The following is a 25,039-nucleotide window of genomic DNA, read 5'->3' as shown; positions in this document are numbered from 1 at the left end:
CCATGGAAAAGATCAAAACAGACGTTCTTATTATCGGTGCAGGGTCCGGCGGATTGTCGGTGGCGGCAGGCGCGGTGCAGATGGGGGCCAGCGTTGTCCTGCTCGAAGCGCACAAGATGGGCGGTGATTGCCTGAACTACGGGTGTGTTCCGTCAAAAGCCCTGATCGCTTCGGGCAAAACCGCCTATGCCATGTCCCATGCTGACCGCTACGGCATCGCCAGCGTCGCGCCTCAGGTGAACTACGCTGCCGCGAAAGACCACGTCGCTGATGTCATCAGTCAGATCGAACCGGTGGACAGCCAAGAGCGCTTCGAAGGTCTGGGCGTCCGGGTGATCCGGGAATACGGGCGTTTTGTGTCCCCGACCGAGGTTGAGGCCGGCGAGTATCGCATAACGGCACGCCGGGTGGTGATTGCAACAGGCTCATCCCCCTTCGTGCCGCCGATCCCCGGTTTGGATCAGGTGCCCTATATCACCAATGAATCGTTGTGGGAGCTGCGTGAACAGCCCGAGCATCTGCTGGTCATCGGTGGCGGTCCCATCGGAATGGAAATGGCGCAGGCACATCTGCGTTTGGGATCCAAAGTGACGGTGATCGAAGGGGCCAAGGCGCTGGGCAAGGATGACCCCGAAATGGCCGAGATCGTTCTCGACAGTTTGCGCGAAGAAGGGCTTGAGATTGCCGAAGGGTCGAACGCCAAGGAAGTGCGCGGCAAAGAGGGCGCGATCGAGGTTGAGACCGAGGATGGCCGTGTGTTCAAAGGCACGCATATCCTGGTCGCGGTCGGTCGGCGTGCCAATACAGACGGTCTGGATCTGGATAAGGCAGGGATCAAGACAACACGGACAGGAATTGCCGTGGATGACAGCCTGCGGACATCCAATAAAAAGGTCTATGCGATTGGCGATGTCGCCGGAGGGCTGCAGTTCACCCACGTCGCAGGATACCATGCCGGTGTGATTATCCGCTCGATGCTGTTCGGTCTGCCTGCCAAGGCCACCACGCGGCACATCCCGTGGGCCACCTACACACAGCCCGAATTGTCTCAGGTCGGTCTGACCGAGGCGCAGGCCCGCAAAGAGCATGGGACCAATCTTGAAGTTGTGCGCTTTCACTACAGCCACAACGACCGGGCCATTGCCGAACGCAAGACCCGTGGGCTGATCAAGGTCATGGTGGTCAAGGGGCGTCCGGTGGGAGCGTCGATTGCCGGTGAACAAGCCGGAGAATTGATCAATCTCTGGGCGCTGGTGATCGCCAACAAGATGAAAATGGGCCAGATCGCCAATATGGTCGCCCCGTACCCCACGATCGGGGAGCTTAACAAACGGGCGGCGGGTGCTTATTTCTCACCCCGACTGTTTGAAAGTGATACCGTGAAGAAAGTTGTCGGATTTGTTCAGAAGTGGCTTCCCTGACATGAAAAGGCCGGGATTGCGTCTATGCTGAACTCACTTTCCGGCCGTTTCCTCATTTTGACGACTGTCTTCGTGATGTTGGCAGAGGTTCTGATCTTTGTGCCCTCCATCGCGCGGTATCGTGAGGATTTTCTACTCAACCGCCTCGAACGGGCGCAGATCGCGTCGCTCGCCCTGCTGGCGGACGACATGATCGACACGGAACTCGAAGCCGAACTGTTGTTGAATGCGGGTGTGTTCAACGTAGTGTTGCGCCGCGATGAACTGCGGCAGTTGGTGTTGTCCTCACCGATGCCAAGCGAGGTATCCCAGACATTCGATTTGCGCGAGGCCACGGCTTTGACACTGATCCGCGATGCGATGGCGCGGTTGATCGATCCCGAGAACGAAACCATCCGTGTGATCGGAAACCCGTTCCGCGATGGGGGGCTGCTGATCGAGATCACGCTGGATACCACCGAGCTGCGCATGGCAATGATCGATTACGGTCTGCGCATTCTGGTGCTCTCTGCTGTGATCTCGGTGTTTACGGCAGGGCTGTTGTTCCTTGCTGTGCGGGTGTTGCTGGTCAAACCCATCAAGGGCGTGGTCGGTCATATGCAAAGCTATGCCAAAGCGCCCGAAGACGCGCGCCGGATTATTCAGCCGTCTGCCAGCGTGACAGAGTTGCTTGAGGCCGAAAAAGCACTGCAATCTCTGCAAACCCAGCTGACACAGGCGTTGAAGCAAAAGGAACGTCTGGCGCAATTGGGCGGTGCCGTGGCCCGTGTAAGCCACGATCTGCGCAATATCTTGACCTCGGCCCAGCTTTTCACCGACCGGATCGAGATGAGCGAAGACCCGGCAGTCAAACGCATGGCGCCCAAGCTGGTGAATTCTATCACCCGTGCGGTTTCCTTGTGTGAAAGCACGCTGGCGTTCGGGCGTGCGGAAGAGCCAGCACCGACGCTGACGCTGATCAATCTGGCGCAACTTGTCTCGGATGTGCTGGACAGCGAACGTCTGGCCATTGGTGAATTTGATCTGAGCCTAAGCGAAGACGTGCCCGGAAATCTGATGGTGCGGGCCGATCCAGAACAAATGTACCGTGTGTTGTCCAACTTGGTGCGCAATGCGCGGCAGGCGATCATTGGCACTGGTCAGCCGGGCGAGATAAATGTGGCGGCCAAGATATGTGATGATGCTTGGTGTATCGATGTCACCGATACCGGGCCGGGCTTGCCGCCCAAGGCGGTCGAATACCTGTTCCAGCCCTTTCAGGGTGGTGCGCGGAAAGGCGGGTCCGGGCTTGGACTGGCCATCGCGGAAGAGCTTGCGCGCGGGCATGGCGGGACTTTGACGCTTGTGAAAACGGATGAATCCGGAACCGCGTTTCGCATCCGGTTGCCGATGGGTGGGTTGACGTAGAGGTCTCTTGGCAAGGCGAAAAAATTTCTTGGAATTTGCGCTTGCATCACTCCGGCACTGGGTCTATTCCCACGCCTCGTGGACCGATAGCTCAGCTGGATAGAGTACTTGACTACGAATCAAGGGGTCGGGGGTTCGAATCCTCCTCGGTCCGCCACTTCCCCCTTGTAAGTCTTTCCCAGCATCAGACAGAAGCGTTGAAATCTGCCGCCACGCGACGACTTTAACGCTAGAGAACATCCCAAAGATCGCGCGTTGTCTTGTCGAATTGGGACGGGTTCGCATAGGCCGCGATGGTCAGGTGTTCGACCCAATCGTCGCCTCCGACACGCACCAATGTGCCGTCCGCCAATTCACTCTGAATCGCTGTTTCCGGCATCCAGGCAAAACCGCTTCCCGCCATGAGGCGGCGTTTGATGGCCTCGACCAATCCATCGACATAGATAGTTTCGGCGCGGAACGGTTTTCGCCCTATGGCGTGATCCACGACCATCCCCAGAAAGCTGGTGCGTTCATAAGCGAGGTAGGGAATGTCCTTGCCGGTACGGTTGTCGAGGTTCCATCCGTTGTCCCGTGCAGACTGCGCGGCGGCGACAGGGATCAGGCGGTCGGTCAGCAAGTCTTTGCGGTCAAACGCAGCCTCGTCGATCGTCAGTGATACTGCGCTGTGCGTGTAGCAGAGCATGATGTCCACAGCGCCTTCGACCAGCAATTCACAACAGGTGCTGAGAGAGTCCGAAATCACCCGCGTGCGAATGTCGGTCATGCTGTGCTGAAGGGTCTCGATCCGATTGGCGAGGAAATTGACCGAGATCGTGTGCAAGACCGAAAAACGAATGAACCGGTGTTCCCCCCTGTCTGCATCGCGCAGTGTTTGGCGTGCTTCAGAGAGGTGCGACATGGCGCTTGTCGCTACAGGCAGGAATTGTGCGCCCGCTTCAGTCAGTTGAACCGGATAGGTGGCCCGATTCACCAAAGGCAGCCCAACCCAGCTTTCCAGCGCCTTGATCCGACGGCTGAAAGCCGACTGAGTGATGTTTCTTTCATCAGCAGCCCGCGTGAAGTTCTGAGTGCGCGCAAGACACTCAAAATCGCGCAACCAATTGAGATCCATATCAAGCCTCTGAAAAGTATGAATTTTCTGGGAGTGTATCAAATTCTATGCAAAATCGGAATAGTTTGATGAAATGTTTGAATTGGAGTGGTCGGAAAAACTGTTCCTACGCTTTGATATGGGCGTGAGTCTCTTGTGCCAAGCCGTCGGGGGATCCTGTCGGTCTTGGAGATGCAGGAGGAAAGGCCAGCGCGTGAACGCTTGGGTTCGTGCAAGAAAAATATGTCGAGCTGGAAACCAATTTCCAGCCATCAACAGAGGAGACGACCATGATCAAGAATATCAAAAGCCTCGGGCTGGCCGCTGTGGTCAGCGCACTTGCCTTGCCGGCCTTTGCGTCGGAAGAGGTCAAGATCGGCGTACCGTCCTGGACCGGGGCTCAGGCTATCGCGCATGTATTGGGCCATGTCGTGGAAACACGCATCGGTGGCACGGTGGAATACGTGCCGGGCAACAATGCCACGATCTTCCAGGCGATGGACCAGGGCAAAGGCGATATCGACGTGCACCCCGACGTGTGGCTGCCGAACCAGGAAAGCTTTACCAAGCAATATGTGGATGATGCGGGCACCGTGACGCTGTCATCGAACCCCTATAAGGGCAACCAGGGCTTCTGCGTGTCCAAGCAGTTTGGCGAAGCCAACAACATCACCGACATCACTGATCTGGGTCGTCCAGATGTTGCGGCGCTGATGGACAGCGATGGCAACGGTAAAGGGGAGCTTTGGATCGGCGCTCCGGGCTGGGCCTCGGCCAATGTGAACGAGGTCAAGACACGCGACTACGGCTTGCTTGATTTCATCGAACCGATCCGTGCTGAAGAAGCGGTCAAAACAGCGCGTATAAAGGACAGTATCGCCAAGGGCGAAGGCTATGCGTTCTATTGCTACGAACCGCATGCGGTTTGGTACATGTTCGATGTGATGATGCTCACAGAGCCGACATACGATCCCGAAAAATATGTCATGGTGCAGCCGTCGGATGATCCGAACTGGTACGAGAATTCAATGGTCGCGTCGAAAGATGCGTTGAAAGACGTTCAGATTGCATGGTCGAATTCGCTGGTTGACCGGTCTCCGGCGATTTCCGAATTCTTCCAGAATTTCGGTCTGGAAGCCTCGGATGTGAGCGCACTGGCCTTTGAAATCAGCGCCAACGGCCGCGATCCGGCAGAAGTGGCGGCGGAATGGGTTGATGCGAATTCCGACCGCGTTGACGCGTGGCTGGGTCTCTGAGTCCCATCCTCTGACGATTGGCCACCGGGTTTGCGTCCGGTGGCCAGTATCCCCCAAATCCCGATGACGAGGCGTGGCCTGATGGATGACGAAACCGTCATAGAAATTTCCGATGTCTGGAAGATCTTCGGCGCGAACCCCCAAGCTGCGCTTCGGGCGATCCGCGAGGAAGGTCTGACCAAGGCCGAGGTTCTGGCAAGGTACAATGCCGTTGTTGGCGTCGCGGATGTGAGCCTGTCGGTCAAACGCGGCGAAATCTTCTGCATCATGGGCCTGTCCGGCAGCGGAAAATCCACGCTTGTGCGCCATTTCAACCGTCTGCTTGAGCCGACCGCTGGGAAGATCGAGATCGAAGGCACCGATGTGATGGCGCTGGGCCCCAAAGATTTGCAGACCTTCCGCAACCGAAAGATCGGCATGGTGTTCCAGAACTTCGCGCTGATGCCGCACAGGTCCGTGCTGGACAACGTGGCGATGCCGCTGGAGATCCGGCAGGTCGCCAAGAACGAACGTATGCGTCAGGCTGCGGCCATTCTGGATATTGTAGAACTGGGCGCGTGGGGGGCGAAGTTCGCCCACGAACTGTCCGGCGGCATGCAGCAGCGGGTTGGTTTGGCCCGTGCATTGGCCGCGAATCCTGACGTACTCTTGATGGACGAGCCGTTTTCGGCGCTGGATCCGCTGATCCGCCGCCAGTTACAGGACGAATTCATTCGGCTGAGTAAGATTCTCAAGAAAACCACGGTCTTTATCACCCACGATTTGGACGAGGCCGTCCGCATCGGAGATCGCATCGCGATCATGCGTGATGGCAAACTGGTGCAGATGGGAACGGCAGAAGAGATCGTCATGCACCCAGCTGACGACTATGTGGCCGATTTCGTCGCCGGGATATCACGGCTCAAGGTGGTGCATGCCCATGCGGTGATGCAGCCAATCGACGCCCACGTTGCAGCACACGGTCCGATTGATGCGGATGCGCCTCGGGTCGGGGCGCAAGAAACGCTGAGTACGCTGATCAATCTCGCCATCGACACCGACAGCGCGGTTCTCGTGCAGGACGGCGGTCAGGATGTTGGTGTCATCACCCGCAAGGATCTGCTGCGCACTGTGATCGAGGGAACGGAAGTGTCATGAACAAACAAGACATCAATCCTCTTGAAGATACTGAAAGCGAAGCCGCTCTGGCCTATGCAGAAGAGCGCCGCGAGAATATCCGCACCTTTGTGCGCACAAGTCCCGATTACTACATCCGTAATTTCGACAAGATCGGGGCGTCGTCCCGGTTCACCGCCACGTTTAACCTTATGGCGGGTCTGTTTGGTCCGATCTGGTTTGGCGCGCGCGGGCTGTGGTCGTGGGCGTTGCCGTTTCTGATCCTTGAAGCACTGGCCTTCGTGCAGATCGCACGCGGCCTGTTCGGAGACCTTGCCGCCGATGCCATGGCGCGGATCGCATCCATTGAAGGCACGCTTGAACTGCGTCGTCAGCAATTGGCCGCCGCAATTGAAAACGGGTCCGACCGTGTGGATGCGTTTCAGCGCACAGTGGATTCCTTGGAGGCCAATATTGGCGGTATCCGCGCAGAGGCCGAAGCGTTGGCCGCCGAAGGACCAACCATCGTTCTGACCGGTGTGGTCTTGTTGATTGTGGTAAAGGCCATTCAAGCCACGGTCGCCAACTGGGCGCTTGAAGCCCGATTTTCTGAATGGCTGTCGGACCGCAATGTCCGTTCCGGTCTGCCGCCGCAGCACATCGTTCTGAGTGCGCTTTTCATGGTGATTATCGTGGCCACTGCCATGGTGCACTACAGTTTTCCGGGGCGCTATTCGTTGCTGAGTACCTTTCCAACTGACCCTGATATTCGTCTGACTGGGATCACGTTGGTTGAGAACTTTATCGCGTGGTGCGTGAGCAACTCTGAGGCGTTCTTCGACGGACTGACCTTTGGCATCCGATCCCTGCTCGACGCGCTCGAGGTGATCCTTGTCCAGACACCATGGATCGTAATCGTCAGTCTTATCGTGCTGCTCACATGGCTGACCGCCGGATTGCGTACCGCGATCTACTCAGGCGCATTCCTCGCCTATATGGGCCTCTTGGGTTTTTGGGAGGCGGCGATGACGACGCTTGCCCTTCTTGGGACAGCTGCGCTTTTGTCCATCATCATCGGCATCCCCCTTGGCATGTTCGCCGCCCGCCGCCCAAGGTTCTATGCGTTTATCCAACCGATCATGGACTTCATGCAAACCATGCCCGCCTTTGTCTTCATGGTCCCGGTCATCGCGTTCTTCGGTGTCGGCAAACCAGCGGCGGTCATCGTGACCATGATCTTTGGTGGCACACCCGTGGTGCGCCTGACCGTGCTTGGGCTGCGTGGCGTCCCGGAAAGCGTGCGTGAGGCGGCGATCAGTTTTGGCGCGAACAAGTGGTATTTGCTGACCAAAGTGGACCTGCCGCTTGCCAGCCCATCGATCCGGGCCGGGATCAACCAGACCATCATGCTGTCGCTGGCGATGGTGGTTGTGGCCTCGCTCATCGGGGCCAAAGGGCTGGGCGAGGATGTGCTGGAGGCGCTGCAATACGCCAATGTGGGACAGGGTATCCTTGCCGGGTTCTCGATCCTTTTCTGTGCGATGATCCTTGATCGCATCGTCCAAGGCGCACGCAAATGATGCCTTTGGTCATGGTGCATGGGTTTATGGGCGGCAGCCGCCAATGGGCCGAGCAGACCAAGGCGCTTGCCTCCTGTCTTGACGTTGTGACGATTGATCTTCCTGGCTTTGGGCTGAACGCTCATCTGCGCGCGCCTGACACGATCACCGCCTTTGCGACATGGGTGCTGGACCACCTGCGCACGCAGGGCATCGAGCGGTTCCACCTGTTGGGCCATTCCATGGGCGGCATGATTGCGCAGGAGATGGTCGCGCTGTCGCCGGATCGGGTGGACCGGCTTGTGCTCTATGGAACCGGAGCGACGGGTGTCTTGCCGGGGCGGTTCGAACCGATCCACATCTCGAAAAGCCGGGCCCAGACCGATGGCCCGCGCAAGACCGCCCGCCGCATCGCTGCAACATGGTTCCTTGACCGGGAATCGGCCGCTGGCTTCGAAGGCTGTGCTGCCATTGCCGAGCGCAGCAGCCTGCAAGCTATCGAAGCAGGCCTGAATGCGATGGAGGGGTGGAATGGGGAGCCAAATCTGGTTGCCATAAAAGCCCCGACTCTTGTGATCTGGGGCGATCATGACCGCACCTATCCATGGCACCAGACTGAGCAGCTCTGGACAGCCATCGACGATACCAGTCTTGCAGTGATCCCCAACTGCGCCCATGCGGCGCATCTGGAAAAACCCGGCATCTTCAACCGCATCCTTCGGGATTTCTTTGAAGATGTTGGTTTGCAGAACCAAAGCCGCGCCGTGCTGAAATCCTCTGCTCCCGTGACCTGACCGCCCGGTCAGGCCGCGTTGCGCGGTTTGGCGAAGGTCGGAGATTGCACGATCCCGGCATCAAACAATCGCGCGATCTCGGTGCCTGTGCACCCTGCGACATCTGATAGGATCTCTTCGGTGTGCTGACCCAAAGTAGGGGCAGGCGTGGCTGCGCTGCGTTGCGTTGCGTTAAATACTGCCGGATGGGCAGGCACGCGAAACGTGCCGATCCCCGGCTGCTGGATGTCGGAAAACATCGGATTGTCAGTGCTCAGGTCCACATCCTTCTCCACCGCCTCGCGCACGCTGCGGAACTCGGACCAAGTCAGCCCGGCCTCGTTGAACGCCGCTTCGAACTCGGCCACGCGACGCTGGGCAAACCAAGGCTTGAGGATCGCCGTGATATCCTCGCGGAAGCGCCAACGGTTGCCTTCGTCGGCCAAGGACACGCCAAGCCGCCCCTCCAACGCCGTCATCGCCTCAATCGTGCCCGTCGCTTTGCAGATGCCGCGCCACTGGCGGTCAGTCAGGCCGATCACCATCACGCGGCGACCATCGGCGCAGACGAAATCCTGCCCGTATGCGCCATAAAGTGCATTGCCGGATTTGCCTCGGTCCTCGGTGTTGAGGGTGACATCCCCGATCATACCCAGATGGCCCAGCGTGGCCGCTGCGACGTCTTTGAGCGCAATCTCGACCTCTTGCCCACCCTTTCCGCGCAGCCGGTGGCGTTCGGCGGCCAAAAGCGCTGAGACACACATGTTGCCAGCAATCAGATCCCACGCAGGCAACGCATGGGCAACAGGGTCGTCGCTGTCCGCAGGGCCGGTCATGTGCGGAATGCCCAACGCCGGGTTCACGGTGTAATCCACCTGTGGCCGCCCGTGCCGATCCCCCGTCAGAGTGACCATGATCAGGTCGCGCCGATACTGACTCAGGGTCTCGTAATCCATCCAGCCGCGCACCCGCAGATTGGTCAGGAACAGCCCTGCATCGTCACCCGGCGCGGTGATGATCCGGGTGATCAATTCGCGGCCTTCGGGGGATCTCATGTCCAAAGCGATGGATTTCTTGCCCTTGTTCATCCCGGCCCAGAACAGGCTTTCGCCGTTCGGTGCCAACGGCCAGCGCCCTGCATCCAGCCCACCGCCCAAACGGTCAAAGCGGATCACCTCGGCCCCCATCTGCGCCAGCGTCATGCCCGCCAGTGGCACCGCAACAAAGGCCGATCCTTCGACGACCCGCATACCCTTGAGCACGCTCATTGTGCGTCCGCCCAGATGGCTGTGGCTTGCATGCATTGATGCCCGTCCTGTCCGGTCCAGAGGCTCAGAACCGCGTCTTCGGCTTCCATCGCAATCTCGCAAGGCGCACCGGCAAACATCGGATGCACACCACGGAAATCGAAATACTTGGGCGTCCTGCCGCGTTCACGGATTGCGGCGCGCATCAGCAGTGTGGCCTGCAACGGGCCATGCACCACAAGGCCGGGGTATTTCTCAACCTCCTTGGTATAGGCAAGGTCGTAGTGAATCCGGTGCGCGTTGAAGGTGACTGCGGAATACCTGAAAAGCAGTGCTTCGGTTGTGTCGATTTCCTCGATCGGGGCAGTGGGCAGCGGCTTTTTCTTCGGCGGTGAGTAGGTGTCTGGAATTTCCAGATAGACAATGTCCTGCCGTTCTTCGATGGCAAGGCCAGAGGGGCCGTAGATTGCGTGATCGACAGTCACGAACACCATCGGCCCACTTGATCCATCTTTTTCGGTCACCGACCGGATCGATGAGCGCCGTTCGAGTGGATCGCCAATGCGCAGCGTTGGGCCATAAAATTTGAGAGCCCCGCCCGCCCACATACGCCGGTCCAGACGCACAGGCGGCAGAAGGTTGGTTTCGCGAGGGTGACCGTCGCGTCCCAGTTTTTCATTCGGCGTGGCCAAAGGAAACGCGCACCAATGCCAAAGCGGCGGCAGCGGATCACCATGATTGGGCATTTTTCCGAAGCCGACCGTAGCATGAAGCTGCCGGGCCAATTCGGGTGTGACACAACCAGCGTCATGGGTCACGCGCCCAGTCCAGGCATCCAGATTTAGCATGTCCATGTGTTTCCTCCCCACAGCGCACAGGTCGATAGTTAGCGCCGAAAAGTAAAAAAATCAAATGATTTTAAGTACTTATGGGAATACCACGGTATACCGTACAGGCTGTTTCGCAGGTGCGGCATTTGACGGAAAAGGAAATTCCCGGTTTTTCTGCATGTGCAGCGCCGCGCAAAATTCCGCTGTTTTCCTGAATTGGTTCGCGAAACAGAGGCTCTTCGCCGCAGGGGATGACCGCTTTCACGTGCTGGTAGGACCAGTTAGCTTGGGCGCATGGACTCAGGACGCATCGCGCCAACACAACCGCCAGAACTTGTTGCGATAGCGCTGCTATGACGGGCGCTGACGCGGCGGAGTTTGGCCTGAAACCAGCCGATGATACAGGCACGGTCCACCTGTCAGGAGCGTTGACAATCCAGACAGTGACGACTGCGCGCCGCCAATTGCAGGCGTTGGATGCGAGTGCGGTGCAACGGATAGACCTGTCCGCTGTGACCCGGCTCGACACGGCCGGCGCATGGGCGCTGGTCACTTTGACGCGAAGCGCCGGACTGCTGGAGGGCATTGAAATCGCAGGCGCTGGCACAGAGGCGGCAAGCCTGTTGCAGACCGTTGAACGCGCCCTGCCCAACCCCGAAGCCCCCCCTCGGCATGATGGATCGTTTGCAGCGTGGCTCAACCGGTTTGGACAGCGGGTCTATTCGGGCCTGATGTTCTTGCGCGCATTGACGGCGTATCTAGGCATATTCCTCCACCGCCTTGCGCGCGCCCTGCGCCATCCCAGCGAATTCAAACTGACCTCTTTGGTGCATCACTGCGAAGAGGTGGGCCTCAAGGCGGTGCCCATCGTGGCGCTGATGGCGTTCCTGATCGGCGTTGTCTTGGCCTTTCAAGGCTCCACACAGCTTCGCCAGTTCGGAGCCGAGGTGTTCGTCGTCGACCTGATCGCGATTTCCATCCTTCGTGAACTGGGCATCCTGTTAACCGCCATCATCGTCGCAGGTCGGACCGCCTCTGCCTTCACTGCCGCCATCGGGTCGATGAAGATGCGCGAGGAAATCGACGCAATGCGCACGCTTGGGCTTGATCCCGGCATGAACCTCTTTGTGCCGCGCATTTTGGCATTGTTCATCATGCTGCCCATTCTGGGACTGATCGCCAACCTTGCCGGGCTTTTCGGTGGTGCATTGATGGCGTGGATCGACCTTGGCATCTCGCCTGCGATGTTCACCACACGGTTGGTCGAAGGCACGGCGGTCAGCCATGTCTTTGTCGGTCTGGTCAAAGCGCCTGTCTTTGCCCTGATCATTGGTGTTGTCGGCTGCCATGCCGGGATGCAGGTGCAAAGCAACGCGGAATCGCTGGGCCGGATGACATCGAACGCGGTGGTCACAGCGATCTTTGCAGTGATCGTGGCCGATGCCGTCTTCTCCATCTTCTTCGCGCGGATCGGCATATGACCGAACGCGAGGTGGTCATAAAGCTGCGCGGTATCCGCAATCAGTTCGGGCGGCAGGTGGTGCACGAGGATCTGGACCTCGACGTCTATCGCGGTGAAATCCTTGGCGTTGTAGGCGGCTCTGGCACAGGCAAATCGGTTCTGCTGCGCACCATCGCCGGGTTGCAGAAACCTGCTGCCGGATCAGTGGATGTGCTGGGAACCGATGTTCTGAACGCGGACGAGGACACCCGGCAAAAACTGGAAAGTCGCTGGGGCGTGATGTTTCAGGACGGTGCGCTGTTTTCCTCGCTCACCGTGCGTGAAAACGTCGAAGTGCCAATGCGCGCGATACCGGGTCTTGACCCGCAGATCCGCCGCGATTTGGCTGATCTCAAGATCTCAATGGTGGGTCTGCAATACCTTGCCGGTGACAAATACCCGTCCGAACTTTCGGGCGGGATGCGCAAGCGGGCGGGCCTTGCACGGGCGCTCGCACTTGATCCTGATATCGTGTTTCTCGACGAACCGACCGCTGGTCTTGACCCGATTGGTGCGTCGGCGTTCGATCAATTGATCCGGGGCCTCAGCCATTCTCTGGGTCTGACCGTGTTCCTTGTGACCCACGATCTCGACACGCTGCACGCGACCTGTGACCGCATCGCGGTGCTGGCGGAACGAAAGGTACTGGTGACCGGCAGCATGGCGGATATGCTTGAGGTGGATCACCCGTGGGTGCACGAATATTTCCACGGCCCCCGCGCCCGCGCCGCTGTGCCTGACAAGACGAAAGGCGACTGATTTGGAAACCAAGGCGAATTTTGTCCTGATCGGCGCGTTCACTCTCGCTGGGCTGCTGGGCATCCTTGGGTTTTTCCTTTGGTTCGCGCAGGTCGAGCTGGACCGCCAGTTCGATTATTACGACATTCGGTTTTCGTCGGTGTCCGGGCTTGGCAACGCGTCTGACGTGCGCTTTAGCGGTTTGCCCGTCGGTCAGGTGGTGGATGTGCGCCTGTCCCCCAATCAGGACGGCACAATCCTTGTTCGGGTCGAGGTGGATGCCGAAACACCCGTGCGCACCGACAGCATCGCCACCATCGAAGCGCAGGGCGTGACCGGCGTGTCCTTTGTGGGCATTGGGCCCGGTTCGACCACCGCTGAACTGTTGGAGCCGACCGAAGACCAGCCCGTGCCCGAGATCACTGCAGGACGCTCTACGCTGCAAAGCCTGTCGGAAGACGCGCCGCAGCTTTTGCAGGAATCCCTGCAACTGGTGTCGGATGTGGGGGAACTGCTGGGGGATGAAAACCGCGCGCGGATCAACAGCATCATCGCCAATGTCGAAACCGCCTCTGCCGATTTTGCAGAGACGCTGGATGGGTTTTCAGCGGTCTCTGAAACGGTCAATGACTTTGCCGAGCAGATCAACCGCTTCAACGAAACGCTGAACACGCTGACCGGTGATCTTACGGGTGTGTTGCAAACCGCTGATGCCACACTCGTGTCGATTGGCGAACTCTCTGAACAGGGCAAAGGGGTGCTGACAACCGGGGCCGAAACCCTGATCAGCGCGCGATCCGCCATCGACCAGACGGAATCCTACATCGCCACCGATCTTACCCAAGCCACCGCTGATTTGCGGGCCACCACTGCCGCATTGCAAAGCGAACTCACCGCGCTCTCTGCCGACGCCCGCGCGCTGATGGCGACGTTGAACACCACCGGCGAAACCGCAACCGCGCGTTTGCAAGAGGCGCAGACGACCCTGCAAGCCACCGACGCGCTGATTGCCCGGCTTGATGGCACCGCCGAGGCCGTGACCGAAACTGCAGGCAGCATTGACACGTTGATCCGCGACGAAGGCGCGCCGCTTTTGTCGGAAACCCGCGCGATGGTAGCCGAAGCCGACCGCGCAATCGCATCTGTTGCGACCATCGCCAACGAAGATCTGCCCGTGATCATCGCCGACATCCGCCAGACTGCCGAAACCTTCCGAACCGTTGCCACCGAAGTTGGCGGCAACCTGACCGCCTCCAGCCAATCCGCCGAGGCGGTGTTGGACACGGCGCGAGTGACGCTTGAAGACGCGAGAGTGTCCTTTGCCAATGCCAACACGACGCTGGCTGCAATCAACGACGCGCTGGAAACTGGCGACCGTGCTCTTGGCGCGGCAGAACGTGCCTTCACCGGCGCGGATCGTGTCATAAACGAGGATCTGGATGGCATCATCACCGGGTTGGAAGCATCGTTGGGCAGCCTCGATGCGGCGATCGCTCAGGTGTCTGAAGACATCCCCGGCATGTCGGCTGATCTGCGTGCTGCCAGTCAGGCGGCAAGCGACACCTTTGCCGAGCTGCGCAGCCTGACCAGCGCCGCGTCGCCAGCGATCCGCGAATTCACCACGACCGCGCTGCCGCTCTATTCCCGGCTGGCACAGGAAAGCCGTGCATTGATTGCAAATCTCGACCGTTTGACCGATCAGATACAACGAGACCCGACGCGCTTCTTCCTCGACAGCGAAACCCCGGAGTTCAGACGATGACACTATGGGCCCCCCTTCGGAGCATCATCGCGGCGGCAAGTCTGGCCGTGCTGTCGGGCTGTGCTGCGATCACCGCCGTCAGCGATGCAGCGACGCCACTGGACGTGTACGAATTGCGCGCACCGGGCGGCATTGCGCCCAGTGGCGGGCGCGTATCGGCGCGCGATGTGATTGTCGAAATCCCCACCACAAGCGGGGCCTTGGCCACTGACCGGATCATGATCCGGCCCAATGCCTTGCAGGCGCAGTACCTTCCCGACGTCCGGTGGAGCGAACCGACCCCGGTGATGATCCAGACGTTGATGCTGCGCTCCATCGAAGCCACGGGTGCTGTGCGCTATGTCGGTCGCAAACCCTTGGGCGTCAGTGGGGACTTCGCCATTGTGACTGAGGTCATCGACTTTCAGGCCGATGTGGTTCCGGGCACCGAGACCGCCAATGTGCAGATCGCGCTTCTCGTGCGGATCGTACGCGAACGGGACGCCAGCATCATCGCCAGTCGCCGGTTCTCGGCAATCGCTACGGCTGCAACGACCGAGACATCTGTCGTGATCGACGCCTTCAGTACAGCGTCGGATCAGGTGTTCGACGCCTTTGCTGGATGGGTTCGCTCGACGCTCTGATCCGATGAAGCCAAGCGTGGCTTGACCCATATCATCTTGGATGAACGCAATCCGCGCTAGAACATGGGTGACAAGGCGGGCACCCATGCGCCGCCTGATAGACAGGCCGGTTTCACCATGGTGACCCCCGAAAACAAACTGCGCCGCGCTTTGAATGTGCCCTTGCTGACGCTCTACGGGCTTGGCGTGACCGTGGGTGCGGGGATTTACGTTTTGGTCGGCGCAACGGCAGCAGAGGCCGGGGTCTTCGCGCCTGTGTCCTTTGTTGTGGCAGCGGTGGTTGTTGCCTTCACCGCCTTTTCCTATGCCGAATTGTCGACCCGGTATCCCGTCAGCGCGGGCGAGGCGGCTTACGTCGAAGCGGGGTTTTCGTCTGCAAGCTTGGCCACGGTGGTGGGGCTTGCCGTCGTGCTGTCGGGTTTGGTGTCTGCGGCGGCAGTGTCGCTTGGTGCGGCCTCCTATCTGCATGGGTTGACCGGTGCGCCAACCGAAGGTCTGACCGTCGCCGTTGTGGCGCTCATGGCGGTGATCGCGCTTTGGGGAATCACCCAGTCAGTCACCGTCGCCGCGGTGATCACGGTCATCGAGGTTTCGGGGCTTCTCATGGTGATGCTCTGGGGGTTTGTCTTTTCGGACCCATCCGGCGTGACATTACCTGAGATCATCCCGCCCCTGACCGGCCCGCACTGGGTGGGGATCGGTACGGCGTCGCTTCTCGCGTTCTTTGCCTTTGTCGGGTTCGAAGACATGGCCAACGTCGCGGAAGAGGTGAAAGACCCTCTGCATACCATGCCCCGCGCGATCCTGTGGACGCTTGTTCTTGCGACCGTGCTTTACATCGGAACGACCACTGCCGTCTTGATGGCGGTTCCGCTTGAAACGCTGTCCGCATCGGCGGCACCTTTGTTGCTGGTCTTCGCGGACGCTCCGGCCCCGTTGCAACAGGGGTTCAGCCTTGTTGCAATCGTTGCAACGGTGAATGGCGTTCTGATCCAGATGATCATGGCGTCACGCGTGCTTTATGGTTTGGCGGACAGGGGACATCTGCCCAAGCCTTTGGCCTATGTCTCGCCCAAGACCCAGACACCAGTCGTCGCCACCTTGGTCGTTGGTCTTACAATCCTGCTCTTAGCTCTGACGTTCCCCATTGATGCGCTGGCCGAACGCACGTCGCAGATCGTGCTGTTCGTCTTCGTTCTGGTGAACCTTGCTCTGATCCGGATCAAGCTGGCCGGCGCACCTGCTGACCAGCATTTCCGCGTGCCAATGGCTGTGCCAGTGCTGGGGGTTGGAACAAGCCTGCTGCTGCTCGCAACGGGCCTGTTATGAGCCAAGTCAGGACAGCCGCTTTCCCGGTGACAGGAAGTTGGGATCGGCCTTCACCTCGATCAACTTGACCCCTGTGTGCGACCGCGCTTCGGCCAAGGCCGTAACAAAGCTCTCGTAGTCTGGTGCCTTGGCAGCATGGGCGCCGAAGGACCGCGCGAAGTCACTGAAATCGGGATTGGTCAGTACCGTGCCAGATACCCGATCTGGATATTCCCGTTCCTGATGCGCGCGGATCGTGCCGTAGCGGGCGTTGTCGATGATGATCACGGTCAGGTTCAGATCGTGATGCACGGCGGTGGCCATTTCCTGACAGGTCATCATGAAACATCCATCCCCTGCGATCGCGAAAATTTCGCGCTCTGGTTCACAGATCGCAGCCCCGATGGCAGCAGGCAGGCCGTAGCCCATAGAGCCGGACGTTGGGGCCAGTTGTGATCCCGGTGCGCGGTACTTGTAGAAGCGGTGCAGCCAGCCCGCGTAGTTTCCCGCGCCGTTGCACAGGATCGCATCGTCGGGCAGGATCTCGGCCAGATGTGCGAAATAGGGGGCGAGCGGATCATCCCCGACCGAGGCTGGGTCGCTGAACGAAACGTACTGTTCGTGCAGGTCTTTCGTACGGTTCGCAAAGCTGTCAGGCGCGATGGGGGCCCAGTCAGCGACAGCCGTACAGAAGCTTTCGGTATCTGCTACCAGCGCGATTTCCGGCTCGTAGACGCGGCCGATTTCTTCGGGTTCGGGGAAGACATGCACCAGCGATTGGTCCGATACCGGCGGTGTCAGGATCGAATAGCCTGCTGTGGTCATTTCCCCCAGACGCGGGCCGATGGCGATGAGCAGGTCGGTCTCGGCCATGATGTCCTTGAGGTAGGGCGGGGTGCCGACGCCGTAATGGCCGATGTAATTCGGATGCCGGTTGTCCATAAGTCCTTGGCATCGCAGTGAAACGGCAACGGGCAGGCTTTGCGTTTCTGCAAAACGTTGCAAGGCTGCGATCCCGGTTTTGGTCCATCCACCACCCCCCGCCATGACCAGCGGGCGTTGGGCTTTGGCGATCCGGGACTTGAGGTCATCCATGATTTTACCGGATGGTAAAAAACGAGGAGTCTCGATCCGCGAAGGCGGCGTGGGCTGGGTGATCTCATCGTAAAGCATGTCCTCCGGCAGGGCGAGCACCACCGGGCCGGGCCGTCCGGACATAGCCGTCCTAAATGCGCGGGAAATGTATTCCTGAAGCCGCGACGCATCGTCGATCTGGGCAACCCACTTGGCCATCTGGCCGAACATGCGGCGGTAGTCGATTTCCTGAAACGCCTCGCGATCCATCATGTCCCGCGCGACCTGACCTAGGAACAGGATCATCGGGGTCGAATCCTGATGGGCCACATGCACCCCGGCGCTGGCATTGGTGGCACCCGGTCCGCGCGTGGCAAAGCAGATGCCGGGACGACCTGTGAGTTTGCCGTATGCATCAGCGGCCATCGCGGCACCGCCTTCTTGCCGGCAGGTGACAAAACGGATGTCCGTCTCGCGCCCATAGAACGCGTCGAGCACGGGCAGGTAGCTTTCTCCGGGCACCCCGAAGGCGGCTGTTGTCCCTTGGGCAACAAGCAGGTCGACAAGGTGGTCGGCGGCGCGGATCGTGGTGTTCGGACGGGTCATTCTGAGCAAGGCCTTCTTTGATTTGTCCAAACGCTAAAGCGGTTCGCAGGGCAGGGCAAACAGATGGTCGGTCTAGGCGCGGAGGATGTCGGACTTGGCGTGACAGACGCGGCAATGTGCTGTCACAGTGCGGATATGAACGTGCTGCACAAAACCCCCGACCTTGCAGATGCCGTGCTTGCGACACTGGCAGAAATTCCTTTTCCCAGCGTTGATGCGGACCGCCCGTCAACCCTGTTGACCCGGTGTCCTGCCGCCGGTGTGACACCGCTTCACGATGCGCCTGCCTTGGCGAAGGTGGCGGGTGTTGGGCACCTGCATATCAAAGACGAACGCGCGCGCATGGGGTTGGGAAGCTTCAAGGCGTTGGGTGCGGCCTATGTGATTGCGCGTGATGCCGAAGTCGGCAACGCCAACGGCAGAACCTATGTCACCGCAAGTGCAGGCAACCACGGCCTGTCTGTAGCGGCGGGCGCGCAGGCGTTTGGCGCGCGCGCCGTTGTTTACCTTGCCGATACGGTGCCCGAGGGTTTTGCCGACCGGCTGCGCAGTTTTGGTGCGGAAGTTGTCCGACACGGGGCGATCTATGAAGAGGCGATGGCAGGCGCCGCGCAGGCTGCAACGGATAACGATTGGGCCTTGCTGTCGGACAGTTCGTGGCCGGGTTACCTCGACCGGCCATATACTCTGATGGAGGGCTATCTGGTCCTGATGCGGGAGGCTGTCGCGCAGATGCCCTCGCCGCCGACGCACATTTTCCTGCAAGCCGGTGTTGGTGGTTTGGCCACAGCTTGCGCCGCTTATGCGCGGATTGCGTGGGGCGATACTCCGCGGATTATCGTGGTCGAACCCGAAGTCGCCCCGGCGCTTTATGCATCGATCAAAGCCGGAGCCGCGCAAGTCACCGAGGGACCGGAATCTGCGATGGGGCGACTTGATTGTAAAGCGCCGTCGCTGATCGCGCTTAAGGGGCTGGCGCGGGATGCGGACGATTTCATGCTGATTTCGGAGGATGAAGGTGCTGCGGGCAGCGCGGTCTGTGCCGACGCGGGCTTTCCGACCACTCCGTCGGGTGGGGCGGGGATTGCCGGTTTGCTTGCGGCAGGGACATCACGTGCTGACTTGGGCCTGACAGCGGAGTCGCGTGTCTTGGTCATCCTCAGCGAGCAGGCGTCATGACATCACCGCCGCGCGGCTTCCATGTTGGGGAGTTTCGGCAGCGCACCTCTGCCGCGCAGGCTTTGATGGTCGAGCAGGGCCTTGCTGCGATGTTGCTGACGACAGAGCCCGAAATTCGCTACTACACCGGGTTCCTGACCCGGTTCTGGGAAAGCCCGACACGGCCTTGGTTCGTGATCCTGCCTGTGTCGGGTGATCCGATTGCGGTGATCCCCTCTATCGGGGCGCATTTAATGGGGCAAAGCTGGATCACTGATATCCGCACATGGGCGGCGCCTGACTATACGGATGACGGCATTGGCCTGCTGACAGACGCACTAACCGAGACTGTCCCGAAAGACGGGCGGATTGGGATCGCTGACCAGATGGAAAGCCATGTGCGCATGCCGCTGGCCGACCTGCGTCGGTTGGAACAGGCGTTGGCGCCGCGCCGATTGGTGGGGGATACAACGATCACGCGGCGTCTGCGCATGGTGAAATCCGAAGCGGAGATTGCGAAGATCGCACATGCCGCCCAAATCGCGACCCGAGCGTTTGACCGAGCGCCTGACCACGTGTCGCCTGGCATGTCGTTGTCGGACGTGTTCCGCAGGTTTCAGATGCTGTGCCTCGAAGACGGTGCGGATTGGGTGCCGTATTTGGCTGGTGCGGCAGATGCGTCGGGATATGCTGACGTGATCTCGCCTGCCACGGATACTCCGCTTGTGTCAGGTGATGTCCTGATGTTGGACACCGGGTTGGTCTGGGATGGCTATTTCTGTGATTTCGATCGGAACTACAGTGTCGGAGTACCTTCGGCGGATGTCGCGACGGCCCATGCCCGCCTGATCGACGCCACGCATGCAGCGACAGAGATCGCCAAACCGGGCGTGACGATTGCCAATCTCTTTCATGCCATGAACGACGTGGTGAATCCCGGAGGCGAGGCGATGGAGGCGGGGCGTCTTGGGCATGGTCTGGGGATGCAATTGACGGAATGGCCGTCGATCATCCCGCAGGATCATACCGTTCTTGTGCCGGGTATGGTTCTTACGCTTGAGCCGTCCGTGACAGTCCTTCCCGGCAAGATCCTTGTACATGAAGAGAACATCGTGATCCGCGAGTCGGGAGCCGCATTCCTGTCGCAACCGCAATCACGCGATATGAGGGTGATCTGATGGCGCTGCCTTATACGATCGACACGCATCGCCCGACGCAGATCGGGTTGGTGACATTGCAAAGCGATGAAACCATCGAGCGGGATTTCCGCATGCTCTTGCCACCGGATGTGGAGCTCTTGGTGTCCCGGGTGCCGTCTGGTGCAACAGTTTCGCTGGACAGCCTTTGCGCGATGGAAGACAGCCTGACGGCGTCTGCGCGGCTGTTGCCGATCGGCGCAGAACTGGCGGCGGTTGGGTATGGTTGTACTTCGGCGAGTGCGGCCATTGGCGCGGCCCGGGTGGCAGAGCTGATCCGGAAAGGTGCGGACACGCCTTATGTGTCCGATCCATTGACGTCGTTGATCGCGGCTTGCACGGCGCACGGGATTGGCCGGATCGGGTTGATCAGCCCCTATGTCGCCTCAGTCAGCGACCGGTTGATCCAAGGGCTTGAGGCGGCTGGGATCAGCGTGACATCGTTTGGCAGTTTCGATGAACCGCTCGAAGAGCGCGTGGTGCGTATTTCGAGACAATCTGTGCGGGATGCGGCCATCCATGTGGGGCGAAGAGGTGCGTGTGATGCGGTGTTCTTGTCCTGCACCAATCTGCGCGCGCTTGAGGTGATCGACGAGATCGAGGCCGAACTGGGCGTGCCCGCGCTGTCTAGCAATCAGGTTCTGGCATGGCATCTTGGGGTGCTGGCGGGGTTTTCCAGCCGCTGCACGCGTATCGGACGGCTTTTCGACGCGGCGTGACGCGCCGATGCCAAGGTTGTTTTTTCCGGAGATCCGACGAACCGAGCCACTTGACGGCGCACCGACCATATCATAGGTCCAAGGGCGTTGAGCGGGCGTTGTGTAGTGGTAAGACCTTAGCCTTCCAAGCTAATGACGCGGGTTCGATTCCCGCCGCCCGCTCCAAAATCTTCCCAAAATCCTCGTGTTGCCTCGAAATTTCTAAGACTTTAGCGCGGCAAATCGGCATTTGCTGCGCGTTCGGCTTGACCATTACGGGCAGGCCAATGTTTAAGCGAGTGCAGCTGAAAACGGGAACCTGATGGCGGACGCGACACCGATACCGGCAAAGAACGAAGAACGCGAGAAATCCAAGAAGATCGGATCGCTGGCGGCCTTGTGGCCATTCATCCTGCCCTACAGGCTGCTGATGTTCGCAGCGCTGTTCGCTTTGAGTGCGACAGCCTGTGTGTCTTTGATCCTGCCGATGGCGGTGCGTCGGGTGGTCGACAATTTCAACACCTCTGACGGTGCGCTGCTGGATCTCTATTTCTCGGCGGCCCTGGGCATCGCGGGATTGCTCGCGATCGGAACCGCGCTGCGTTACGCGCTGGTCACGCGGTTGGGTGAACGGGTTGTTGCGGATATCCGCAAGGCCGTGTTCGGGCGCGTGATCGGGCTAAGCCCATCGTTCTATGAACGTGTCATGACAGGTGAAGTGCTGAGTCGGATCACCACCGACACAACCCTGATCCTAAGCGTGCTGGGTTCGTCGATTTCCATCGCCCTGCGCAATGTGTTGCTGTTCTTCGGTGGCATGATCCTGATGCTGTTCACATCGGCCAAGCTGACCGGGATGGTGCTGTTGATCGTGCCTGCGGTTGTGGTGCCGATCCTCGTGCTGGGCCGCAAGATGCGCAAGCTGAGCCGCGAAAACCAGGACTGGATCGCGGCCTCTTCCGGCAACGCGTCCGAAGCATTGTCGTCTGTTCAGACCGTGCAGGCGTTCACGCATGAGGACATTTCGCGCAATGCGTTTGGCGATGTTACGGAAAAGAGCTTTGACGCCGCGCGCCGCCGCATTTGGACGCGGGCGCAGATGACCGCGATTGTGATCTTTCTTGTGTTCACCGGTATCGTCGGCGTTCTCTGGATCGGTGCTACGGATGTGCGCAACGGCTTGATGAGCGCAGGTGAGCTGGTTCAGTTCGTGATCTATTCGGTGATGGTCGCGGGGTCTGTGGCGGCGCTGTCCGAGATCTTTGGCGAATTGCAGCGCGCTGCGGGTGCCACTGAGCGTCTTGTCGAATTGCTGCATGCCGAGGACACAGTCAACGACCCTGAAACGCCGCTTTCGCTGCCGCAGCCGGTGCGCGGTGAGATCACGTTCGAAAACGTCCATTTCGCCTATCCAAGCCGTCCCGGTGTGGCCGCTTTGGATGGCGTCAATCTGCGGATCGCACCGGGCGAAACGGTGGCTGTTGTTGGACCCAGCGGGGCAGGCAAGACGACCATCATCCAGTTGATTCAACGCTTCTACGACCCTGATTCCGGCGCGATTTGTCTGGATGGGATGCGGGTTGACGGGCTGACGCGAGATGCTTTCCGAAAGCATATCGCACTTGTGCCCCAGGACCCGGTGATTTTTGCCGCTTCGGCGCGGGAAAACATCCGCTTTGGGCGGCCGGATGCCACCGATGCTGAGATCGAAGTTGCGGCACAGGCTGCGGCTGCGCATGACTTTATCGAGGCGCTGCCAGATGGATATGACAGCTATCTTGGCGAACGTGGCGTGATGCTGTCGGGTGGTCAGAAACAGCGGATCGCCATTGCCCGCGCCATTCTGCGGGACGCTCCCGTTCTGTTGCTGGACGAGGCGACCAGCGCCTTGGATGCAGAAAGCGAACGGGCGGTGCAGCACGCGGTGGACGAACTGTCCGAAGGCCGCACGACCGTGATCGTCGCGCATCGTCTGGCGACCGTGAAAAAGGCGGATCGGATCATCGTCATGGATCAGGGCCGCATTGTCGCGTCGGGTGCGCATGATGCTCTGGTATCTGAGGACGGTCTTTATGCCCGTCTGGCGCGGTTGCAATTCACCGACGGCATGGCGGCCGAGTAGAAATTTCGACAAGCAGGTCGGCAAGTGTCGGTTTTGACCATGACAGGTCAACTCCGGCAGCGGCACCTTGATGCCAAACGGCGAATAGGGAGAAGGCCATGCAGGTTGGATTTGTGGGATTGGGGGCTGTCGGGGCCAAGCTGGCGGGCACACTCGCGCGTAACGGGGTGGACCTGACCGTCTTCGACCTTGATCCCGTGCGGATCGACTTGCTGGTGGCCAAAGGGGCCAAGGCAGGGACGAGTCCTGCCCAAGTCATGCGTGATTGTGACGTGGTGATCACCAGCCTTCCCAGCCCTGCCGCATCACAGGCGGTGTTGGAGCAGCTATTGCCCGAGGTCGGGCCCGGCAAAATCTGGCTGGAAATGTCGACCACGGATGCCGAAGCGATCCGCGTTCAAGCCAAGGCCGTTCAGGACAGGGGAGGGCAGGCGGCGGACACGCCAGTTTCGGGTGGATGCCACCGCGCGGCGACGGGCAATATTTCGATCTTTGCGGGCTGTGACCGCTCGACGTTTGAAACCGTGCTGCCGCTGCTGACCCATATGGGGCGGCGTGTGCTGCACACAGGCGACGTGGGCAGTGCATCGGTTCTCAAGGTGATGACCAATTATCTGGCCACCATCCATCTGGCGAGCCTTTGTGAAGCGATGACGACGATGGCCGCGCACGGGATCGACCTTGGCACGACTTACGAGGCGATCAAGGCGTCGTCCGGCACATCGTTTGTGCATGAAACCGAAAGCCAGTTGATCCTGTCGGGCAATCGCGACGTGGATTTCACACTGGATCTGGTGCTCAAGGATATTGGACTGTTCCAATCCTTGGCAGATGCCAAGAATGTGCCGCTGGAACTGTCACCCTTGCTGATCGACATCGTCAAGGATGGGCAAGCACGGTACGGCGATCGGGCGCAGTCGGATCGGTTGATCGAGCGGCTGGAGGAAGCGACCGGGCTTTCGATCACAGCACCCGGCTTCCCGACCGAACTCATCGACGACGAACCCGAGGAACGCGGATCGGAGATCGGCAGAGCGGTCTCGCCTTGATGCGATGAATGCGCTATCGGCGTCTTTGCATCAAAGGAGAGACGCCATGCATGATGAGATCCTTGCCGAGGTCGACCCACGCGGTCCCCGTCGTGTCATCGGTATCGGGATGCTGCTCATGTTGGGCGGTATTGTGCTTTATCTGGCGTTCTTGCAGCCGCCCGCCAATCCGCTTTGGCAAGCCTTCCTGATAGGTATGGGTCTGGTCTCGCTTTGGATGGCGTACAAGCTGCAGGTGGCGACGACGCGCAAGCTTTTTCTGACGGAAGAAGCGTTGACGGACAGTGAAGGCACAATGATCGCTCGGGTCGAGGATATCGTTGCGGTCAATCGTGGCGCGTTTGCGATGAAGCCATCGAACGGGTTTACCCTGAAATTGAAGAACCCGGCGCCACGGGCGTGGCAGCCGGGTTTGTGGTGGCGTCTGGGTCGCCGGGTTGCTGTGGGCGGGGTGACCCCTGGGTCACAGGCCCGCCCGATGGCTGATATCATTGCCATCATCATCGCCCGGCGTCAGGCTTGA

Annotated in this window: 21 protein-coding genes and 2 tRNA genes; 19 read left to right on the top strand and 4 right to left on the bottom strand. The window is 59.7% G+C overall.

Translation table 11 applies throughout. The features are described 5' to 3' along the window. Positions 1-2: 2 nt before the first annotated feature. From MCRY_RS04540 to MCRY_RS04530, 3 genes are all read left to right on the top strand, one after another. Positions 3-1,421: a dihydrolipoyl dehydrogenase family protein gene (locus MCRY_RS04540; RefSeq protein WP_085628294.1), complete on the top strand. Its 1,419-nt coding sequence runs from the start codon at positions 3-5 to the stop codon at positions 1,419-1,421. 24 nt (positions 1,422-1,445) lie between these two features. Beyond that, positions 1,446-2,828, top strand: coding sequence for a sensor histidine kinase (locus tag MCRY_RS04535; RefSeq protein WP_085628293.1), 1,383 nt, complete (start codon positions 1,446-1,448; stop codon positions 2,826-2,828). Positions 2,829-2,908: 80 nt separating this feature from the next. Further along, positions 2,909-2,985, top strand: a tRNA-Arg gene (locus tag MCRY_RS04530). A gap of 72 nt (positions 2,986-3,057) precedes the next feature. On the opposite strand, the gene MCRY_RS04525 is transcribed toward MCRY_RS04530, so the two are convergent. After that, positions 3,058-3,942: a LysR family transcriptional regulator gene (locus MCRY_RS04525; protein ID WP_085628292.1), complete on the bottom strand. Its 885-nt coding sequence runs from the start codon at positions 3,940-3,942 to the stop codon at positions 3,058-3,060. 269 nt (positions 3,943-4,211) lie between these two features. Here MCRY_RS04525 and MCRY_RS04520 point away from each other — a divergent pair, with 269 nt between their 5' ends. From MCRY_RS04520 to MCRY_RS04505, 4 genes are all read left to right on the top strand, one after another. Beyond that, on the top strand, positions 4,212-5,177 hold the full coding sequence (locus MCRY_RS04520) for an ABC transporter substrate-binding protein (RefSeq protein WP_085628480.1): 966 nt from the start codon (positions 4,212-4,214) through the stop codon (positions 5,175-5,177). 81 nt (positions 5,178-5,258) lie between these two features. Continuing rightward, positions 5,259-6,314, top strand: coding sequence for a quaternary amine ABC transporter ATP-binding protein (locus MCRY_RS04515; protein WP_085628291.1), 1,056 nt, complete (start codon positions 5,259-5,261; stop codon positions 6,312-6,314). Next, positions 6,311-7,852, top strand: a complete 1,542-nt coding sequence (locus tag MCRY_RS04510; RefSeq protein WP_085628290.1) for an ABC transporter permease — start codon at positions 6,311-6,313, stop codon at positions 7,850-7,852. The genes MCRY_RS04515 and MCRY_RS04510 overlap by 4 nt, the downstream gene beginning before the upstream one ends. Further along, positions 7,849-8,625 carry an alpha/beta fold hydrolase gene (locus tag MCRY_RS04505; protein WP_085628289.1) on the top strand — a complete coding sequence of 259 codons (777 nt, stop codon included), beginning with the start codon at positions 7,849-7,851 and terminating at the stop codon, positions 8,623-8,625. The genes MCRY_RS04510 and MCRY_RS04505 overlap by 4 nt, the downstream gene beginning before the upstream one ends. An 8-nt stretch (positions 8,626-8,633) precedes the next feature. On the opposite strand, the gene MCRY_RS04500 is transcribed toward MCRY_RS04505, so the two are convergent. Next, positions 8,634-9,908, bottom strand: coding sequence for a CoA transferase (locus MCRY_RS04500; RefSeq protein WP_238939403.1), 1,275 nt, complete (start codon positions 9,906-9,908; stop codon positions 8,634-8,636). Continuing rightward, positions 9,869-10,705 (bottom strand): HTD2 family dehydratase, encoded by an 837-nt coding sequence (locus MCRY_RS04495; protein ID WP_238939404.1) that lies wholly within the window; start codon positions 10,703-10,705, stop codon positions 9,869-9,871. Before MCRY_RS04495 ends, MCRY_RS04500 begins: the two co-directional genes overlap by 40 nt. 329 nt (positions 10,706-11,034) lie before the next feature. Between MCRY_RS04495 and MCRY_RS04490 the strand changes: the two genes are divergently transcribed. From MCRY_RS04490 to MCRY_RS04470, 5 genes are all read left to right on the top strand, one after another. Continuing rightward, positions 11,035-12,162 (top strand): ABC transporter permease, encoded by a 1,128-nt coding sequence (locus tag MCRY_RS04490; RefSeq protein ID WP_085628288.1) that lies wholly within the window; start codon positions 11,035-11,037, stop codon positions 12,160-12,162. After that, positions 12,159-12,941 (top strand): ABC transporter ATP-binding protein, encoded by a 783-nt coding sequence (locus MCRY_RS04485; RefSeq protein ID WP_085628287.1) that lies wholly within the window; start codon positions 12,159-12,161, stop codon positions 12,939-12,941. The genes MCRY_RS04490 and MCRY_RS04485 overlap by 4 nt, the downstream gene beginning before the upstream one ends. 1 nt (position 12,942) lies before the next feature. Further along, positions 12,943-14,682: an MCE family protein gene (locus tag MCRY_RS04480; RefSeq protein ID WP_085628286.1), complete on the top strand. Its 1,740-nt coding sequence runs from the start codon at positions 12,943-12,945 to the stop codon at positions 14,680-14,682. Then, positions 14,679-15,305, top strand: coding sequence for an ABC-type transport auxiliary lipoprotein family protein (locus MCRY_RS04475; RefSeq protein WP_085628285.1), 627 nt, complete (start codon positions 14,679-14,681; stop codon positions 15,303-15,305). Before MCRY_RS04480 ends, MCRY_RS04475 begins: the two co-directional genes overlap by 4 nt. Before the next feature lie 117 nt (positions 15,306-15,422). After that, positions 15,423-16,634, top strand: a complete 1,212-nt coding sequence (locus MCRY_RS04470; RefSeq protein WP_085628477.1) for an APC family permease — start codon at positions 15,423-15,425, stop codon at positions 16,632-16,634. 6 nt (positions 16,635-16,640) lie between these two features. Here the strand turns inward: MCRY_RS04470 and MCRY_RS04465 are convergent, their stop codons facing one another. Continuing rightward, entirely contained in the window at positions 16,641-18,293 is a 1,653-nt protein-coding gene (locus tag MCRY_RS04465; RefSeq protein WP_085628284.1) for a thiamine pyrophosphate-binding protein, read from the bottom strand. 135 nt (positions 18,294-18,428) lie between these two features. Here MCRY_RS04465 and MCRY_RS04460 point away from each other — a divergent pair, with 135 nt between their 5' ends. From MCRY_RS04460 to MCRY_RS04430, 7 genes are all read left to right on the top strand, one after another. Further along, positions 18,429-19,472 (top strand): pyridoxal-phosphate dependent enzyme, encoded by a 1,044-nt coding sequence (locus MCRY_RS04460; RefSeq protein WP_085628476.1) that lies wholly within the window; start codon positions 18,429-18,431, stop codon positions 19,470-19,472. Beyond that, positions 19,469-20,629, top strand: a complete 1,161-nt coding sequence (locus MCRY_RS04455; protein WP_085628283.1) for a M24 family metallopeptidase — start codon at positions 19,469-19,471, stop codon at positions 20,627-20,629. Before MCRY_RS04460 ends, MCRY_RS04455 begins: the two co-directional genes overlap by 4 nt. Then, entirely contained in the window at positions 20,629-21,366 is a 738-nt protein-coding gene (locus MCRY_RS04450) for a maleate cis-trans isomerase family protein (RefSeq protein WP_085628282.1), read from the top strand. Before MCRY_RS04455 ends, MCRY_RS04450 begins: the two co-directional genes overlap by 1 nt. Before the next feature lie 91 nt (positions 21,367-21,457). Then, positions 21,458-21,531 (top strand) — tRNA-Gly (locus MCRY_RS04445). 136 nt (positions 21,532-21,667) lie between these two features. Further along, positions 21,668-23,467, top strand: coding sequence for an ABC transporter transmembrane domain-containing protein (locus MCRY_RS04440; RefSeq protein ID WP_085628281.1), 1,800 nt, complete (start codon positions 21,668-21,670; stop codon positions 23,465-23,467). A gap of 98 nt (positions 23,468-23,565) precedes the next feature. After that, complete coding sequence (locus MCRY_RS04435) at positions 23,566-24,516, top strand: NAD(P)-dependent oxidoreductase (RefSeq protein WP_085628280.1); 951 nt, start codon at positions 23,566-23,568, stop codon at positions 24,514-24,516. 46 nt (positions 24,517-24,562) lie between these two features. Beyond that, a complete protein-coding gene (locus MCRY_RS04430; protein ID WP_085628279.1) occupies positions 24,563-25,039 on the top strand; it encodes a hypothetical protein in 477 nt (158 codons plus the stop codon).

The organism is Marivita cryptomonadis (genome assembly GCF_002115725.1).
In the GTDB taxonomy this organism is placed as follows: Bacteria; Pseudomonadota; Alphaproteobacteria; order Rhodobacterales; family Rhodobacteraceae; genus Marivita; species Marivita cryptomonadis.
Note: the sequence above shows the minus strand (reverse complement) of the source record. Positions and strands in the feature narration are given on the sequence as shown.